Raw genomic sequence first — 4,332 nt, forward strand, 5'->3', positions numbered from 1 at the left:
GTCCGGACCGGGGCCGCCTGCACGGGCGTTCGTCAGTGCACGCCCTCGAAGAGGCTGGTCACGGAGCCCTCCTCGAAGACCTCGCGGATCGCGGCGGCGATCGACGGGGCGATGGACAGCGTGGTGATCTTGTCCAGCTGGAGCGAGGCCGGGGTGGGCAGCGTGTTGGTGAACACGAACTCGCTCACCCGCGAGTTCTTCAGCCGGTCCGCGGCCGGGCCGGAGAGCACACCGTGGGTGGCGGCCACCACGACGTCCGCGGCACCGTTGTCGAACAGCGCGTCGGCCGCGGCGCAGATGGTGCCGGCGGTGTCGATCATGTCGTCGACCAGCACGCAGACCCGGTCCTTGACGTCACCGACGACGTCGGCCGACAGGATGGTGTTGGCCTGGGTGATGTCGCGGCGCTTGTGGATGATCGCCAGCGGGGCGTCCAGCCGGTCGCACCACTGGTCGGCGACCTTCACGCGGCCGGCGTCCGGGGAGACGACCGTCAGCTTGGCGCGGTCGACCTTCCCGCCGATGTAGTCGGCCAGCAGCGGCAGCGCGAACAGGTGGTCCACCGGGCCGTCGAAGAAGCCCTGGATCTGCGCGGTGTGCAGGTCCACGGCCATCAGGCGGTCGGCACCGGCCTGGCGCAGCAGGTCGGCGACCAGGCGGGCCGAGATGGGCTCGCGGCCGAGGTGCTTCTTGTCCTGGCGGGCGTAGCCGTAGAACGGCAGGATCGCGGTGATGCTCTTGGCGGAGGCCCGCTTCAGAGCATCGATCATGATCAGCTGCTCCATGATCCACTGGTTGATGGGAGCCGTGTGGCTCTGCATCACGAAGCAGTCCGCGCCGCGCGCGGAGTCCAGGAAGCGGACGTAGATCTCGCCGTTGGCGAAGTCCAGGGCCTTGGTGGGGACCAGCTCGGTCCCGAGCGCCTCGGCCACCTCCTTCGCCAGCTCCGGGTGGGCACGGCCGGAGAAGAGCTTCAGCTTCTTCTCACCCGACGTCGTGATCCCGCTCACTGCACCGTCTCCTCGCGTTGCGAACGCTGAACCCTCGACCCGGTGGCGGGCAGGCAGGGCCCGCTCGCGGTACGGGTTGGGGAATTGTCGGTACGCCTGGACACGGGCGGTAAGCCCAGTGGCGCACGTATGTCCCCAAGGTTACGCGCCCGCGCAGAAACCGTCCGCCTCGGGACCGCCCCCCGACCCCGGCCCGACCGCTCGGGCCCGCCCGCTCAGGCCTGCTCGACTCCGTCCGCCGCCGCCTTCGCGGCCTGCGCGGACACCGTCCCGGGGCGCTTGCGCTCGACCCAGCCCTCGATGTTGCGCTGCGTGGCCCGGTTCACACCGAGCGCCCCGGCCGGGACGTCGTTGGTGATCACCGAGCCGGCGCCGGTGTAGGCGCCGTCACCGACGGTGACCGGGGCGATGAACATGTTGTCCGAGCCGGTGCGGCAGTGCGCGCCGATGACCGTGCGGTGCTTGTTCACGCCGTCGTAGTTCACGGTGACGGAGGCCGCGCCGATGTTGGTGCCCTCGCCGATCGTGGCGTCGCCGATGTAGGACAGGTGCGGCACCTTGGCGCCCTCGCCCAGCTCGGAGTTCTTCACCTCGACGTAGGTGCCGACCTTCGCCTTGCGGCCCAGCCGGGCGCCCGGCCGCAGGTAGGCGTACGGGCCCGCGGTGGCCAGCTCGCCGATCTCGGCGCGGTCGGCCGTGGTGTTGCTCACCCGGGCGCCGGCGCCGACCAGGGTGTCCCTGAGGGTCGAGTTCGGGCCGACCTCGCAGCCCTCGCCCAGGTGCGTGGCGCCCTGCAGCTGGGTGTTCGGCAGCACCACGGCGTCCGGCTCGTACGTGACCTGCACGTCGAACCAGGTGGTCGCCGGGTCCACCACGGTGACGCCCTCGCGCATCGCCCGCTCCAGCAGGCGGTCGTTCAGCAGCCGGCGGGCCTGCGCCAGCTGGACCCGGTCGTTGATGCCCAGGATGTCCCGGTGGTCCTCGGCCACCACGGCGCCGACCCGGTGGCCCGCCGTGCGCAGGATCTCCAGGGTGTCGGTCAGGTACTCCTCGCCCTGCGAGTTGTCCGTGGTGAGCTCGCCCAGCGCCGCGGTGAGCAGCTTGGCGTCGAAGGCGAAGACGCCGGAGTTGATCTCGGTGATCGCGCGCTGGGTGGCGCTGGCGTCGCGCTCCTCGACGATCGCGGCGACGGTGCCGTCCTCGTCCCGCAGGATGCGGCCGTAGCCGAAGGGCTCCGGGACGACGGCGGTCAGCACGGTGACGCCGTTCTGCTGGGCGGTGTGCGCATCGGCCAGCCGGCGCAGGGTCTCCCCGGTCAGCAGCGGCGAGTCGCCGGCGGTGACGATCACGGTGCCATCCAGCACGGCGCCGTCGGCGGCCAGCGACTCCAGCGCGGTGCGCACCGCGTGCCCGGTGCCGTTCTGCTCCTCCTGCACCGCGGTGCGGGTGGCCGGGTAGTGCTCCGTCAGGTGCGCCACGACCAGCTCGCGCTGGTGGCCCACCACCACGACCAGCTGGCCGGGCGTCAGTTCCCGGGCCGCCGAGACCGCGTGACCCACCAACGAGCGGCCGCACACCTCGTGCAGCACCTTGGGCAGCTTGTTCGACTTCATCCGGGTCCCGCCACCGGCGGCGAGCACGACAACGGCGGCAAGCGAATTGGCACCCATGCGGGGAGGCTCCTCGGTTGGTTCACAGAGAGGGCAGAGCAGGCCCGGCCCGGACCCAGGCCGGTCGCCATTCGCACAGTCCGCCGAGCAGCACCGACAATACCGGCGCTACGGAAAACGCCCGAACCCGAGGCGTGCAGAGGCTCCGCCGCTAGGATTCGAACCCAGACAAAGGCCTCCAAAGGGCCCTGTGCTGCCATTACACCACGGCGGACAGTCGTGTCAGACCCTACCCGAGAGGGCCCTGCCGTGGGTATCGACTTGACCGATCCACGGCCCCGATTCCACCCCCGGCGGCCGAACCCGTCGGCCCCGCGGTTCATCCATCCAGTCGGGTGAATTCACTCAAGCGCCGCGCGGCGGTGTGTTCCCCTGGACACGGAGCGCAACCTACGATGCCGTAGGTTACGCCAACGTAGCTCCGCTTCGCTCCCGTTCCGGGACGCCGCACAAGGGACGCCCATGACCATCCAGGCAGGCGAGGCGCGCGCGGGGAACGCCGCGTCCCGCACTCCGTCTCCCGACCCCGAACCCGAACCCGCCGACCCCACCGACCCCGCCGCACCCGTGGAGACCGACGCCCCCGTGGAGACCGCCGACCAGACCGCCGGGACCGGCGACTCCGACACCGCCGCCACCCGGCTGTCCGCCACCCGCGGCGGCGAGAAGCAGGGCCCGGCCGAGCGGATCGCGCTCTCCCTGTTCATCCTCGTGCCGTTCGCCGCCCTGGTCGCCGCCGTCCCGGTGGCCTGGGGCCGGGGGCTGGGCTGGACGGACCTCGCGATCACCGTCGGCATGTACTACCTCACCTGCCACGGCATCACCATCGGCTACCACCGCTACTTCACCCACGGCGCCTTCAAGGCCGGCCGCCCGATGCGCCTGGCGCTGGCGATCGCCGGGAGCCTCGCCGTCGAGGGCCCGCTGGTGCGCTGGGTGGCCGACCACCGCAAGCACCACCGGTTCAGCGACAAGGACGGCGACCCGCACTCGCCGTGGCGCTACGGGGAGAGCGTCCCGGCGCTGATGAAGGGCCTCTGGTGGGCCCACATGGGCTGGATGTTCGACGAGGAGCAGACCCCGCAGCTCACGTACGCCCCGGACCTGGTGCGCGACCCGGCGCTGCGGCGGATCTCCCGGCTGTTCTGGCTCTGGACCACCATCTCGCTGCTGCTGCCCGCGCTGATCGGCGGCCTGGTGAGCCTGTCCTGGGAGGGCGCGCTGTCCGCCTTCTTCTGGGGTTCGCTGGTCCGGGTGGCGCTGCTGCACCACGTCACCTGGTCGATCAACTCGATCTGCCACGCCGTCGGCCGGCGCCCGTTCCGCTCCCGGGACCGCTCCGGCAACGTCTGGTGGCTCGCCGTGCTCTCCTGCGGGGAGTCCTGGCACAACCTGCACCACGCCGACCCGACCTCGGCCCGGCACGGGGTGCTGCGCGGGCAGATCGACTCCTCGGCCCGGCTGATCCGCTGGTTCGAGCTGGCCGGCTGGGTCCGGGACGTCCGCTGGCCGGACGCGCAGCGGATCGCCGCCCGCCGCGCCGCATGAGGCGGCGCTTCCAGCATGATGTAGGGGTGAACGGGAGCAGCGCAGACAGCAGGGGCGGTCACCACGGCACGCGGACGGACGCGGCGCCCGCCACGGCGCAGGCC

At 71.8% G+C, this 4,332-nt stretch carries 3 protein-coding genes and 1 tRNA gene; 1 reads left to right on the forward strand and 3 read right to left on the reverse strand.

Features of this window, described 5'->3' with window-relative positions; translation table 11 throughout:
• Positions 1-32: 32 nt before the first annotated feature.
• The 3 genes from ACFU6K_RS32495 to ACFU6K_RS32505 form a co-directional block, all read right to left on the reverse strand.
• Positions 33-1,010: a ribose-phosphate diphosphokinase gene (locus tag ACFU6K_RS32495; RefSeq protein WP_380669159.1), complete on the reverse strand. Its 978-nt coding sequence runs from the start codon at positions 1,008-1,010 to the stop codon at positions 33-35.
• A gap of 215 nt (positions 1,011-1,225) precedes the next feature.
• Positions 1,226-2,680, reverse strand: coding sequence for a bifunctional UDP-N-acetylglucosamine diphosphorylase/glucosamine-1-phosphate N-acetyltransferase GlmU (gene glmU / locus ACFU6K_RS32500; RefSeq protein WP_380669161.1), 1,455 nt, complete (start codon positions 2,678-2,680; stop codon positions 1,226-1,228).
• A gap of 143 nt (positions 2,681-2,823) precedes the next feature.
• Positions 2,824-2,894 (reverse strand) — tRNA-Gln (locus tag ACFU6K_RS32505).
• Positions 2,895-3,142: 248 nt separating this feature from the next.
• Here ACFU6K_RS32505 and ACFU6K_RS32510 point away from each other — a divergent pair.
• The gene (locus tag ACFU6K_RS32510; RefSeq protein ID WP_380669163.1) at positions 3,143-4,228 is read left to right on the forward strand and encodes an acyl-CoA desaturase; all 1,086 of its coding nucleotides are present in this window, start codon (positions 3,143-3,145) and stop codon (positions 4,226-4,228) included.
• The last annotated feature ends 104 nt before the right edge of the window (positions 4,229-4,332 follow it).

The sequence above is a fragment of the Kitasatospora sp. NPDC057512 genome (genome assembly GCF_042802135.1).
Lineage (GTDB): Bacteria > Actinomycetota > Actinomycetes > Streptomycetales > Streptomycetaceae > Kitasatospora.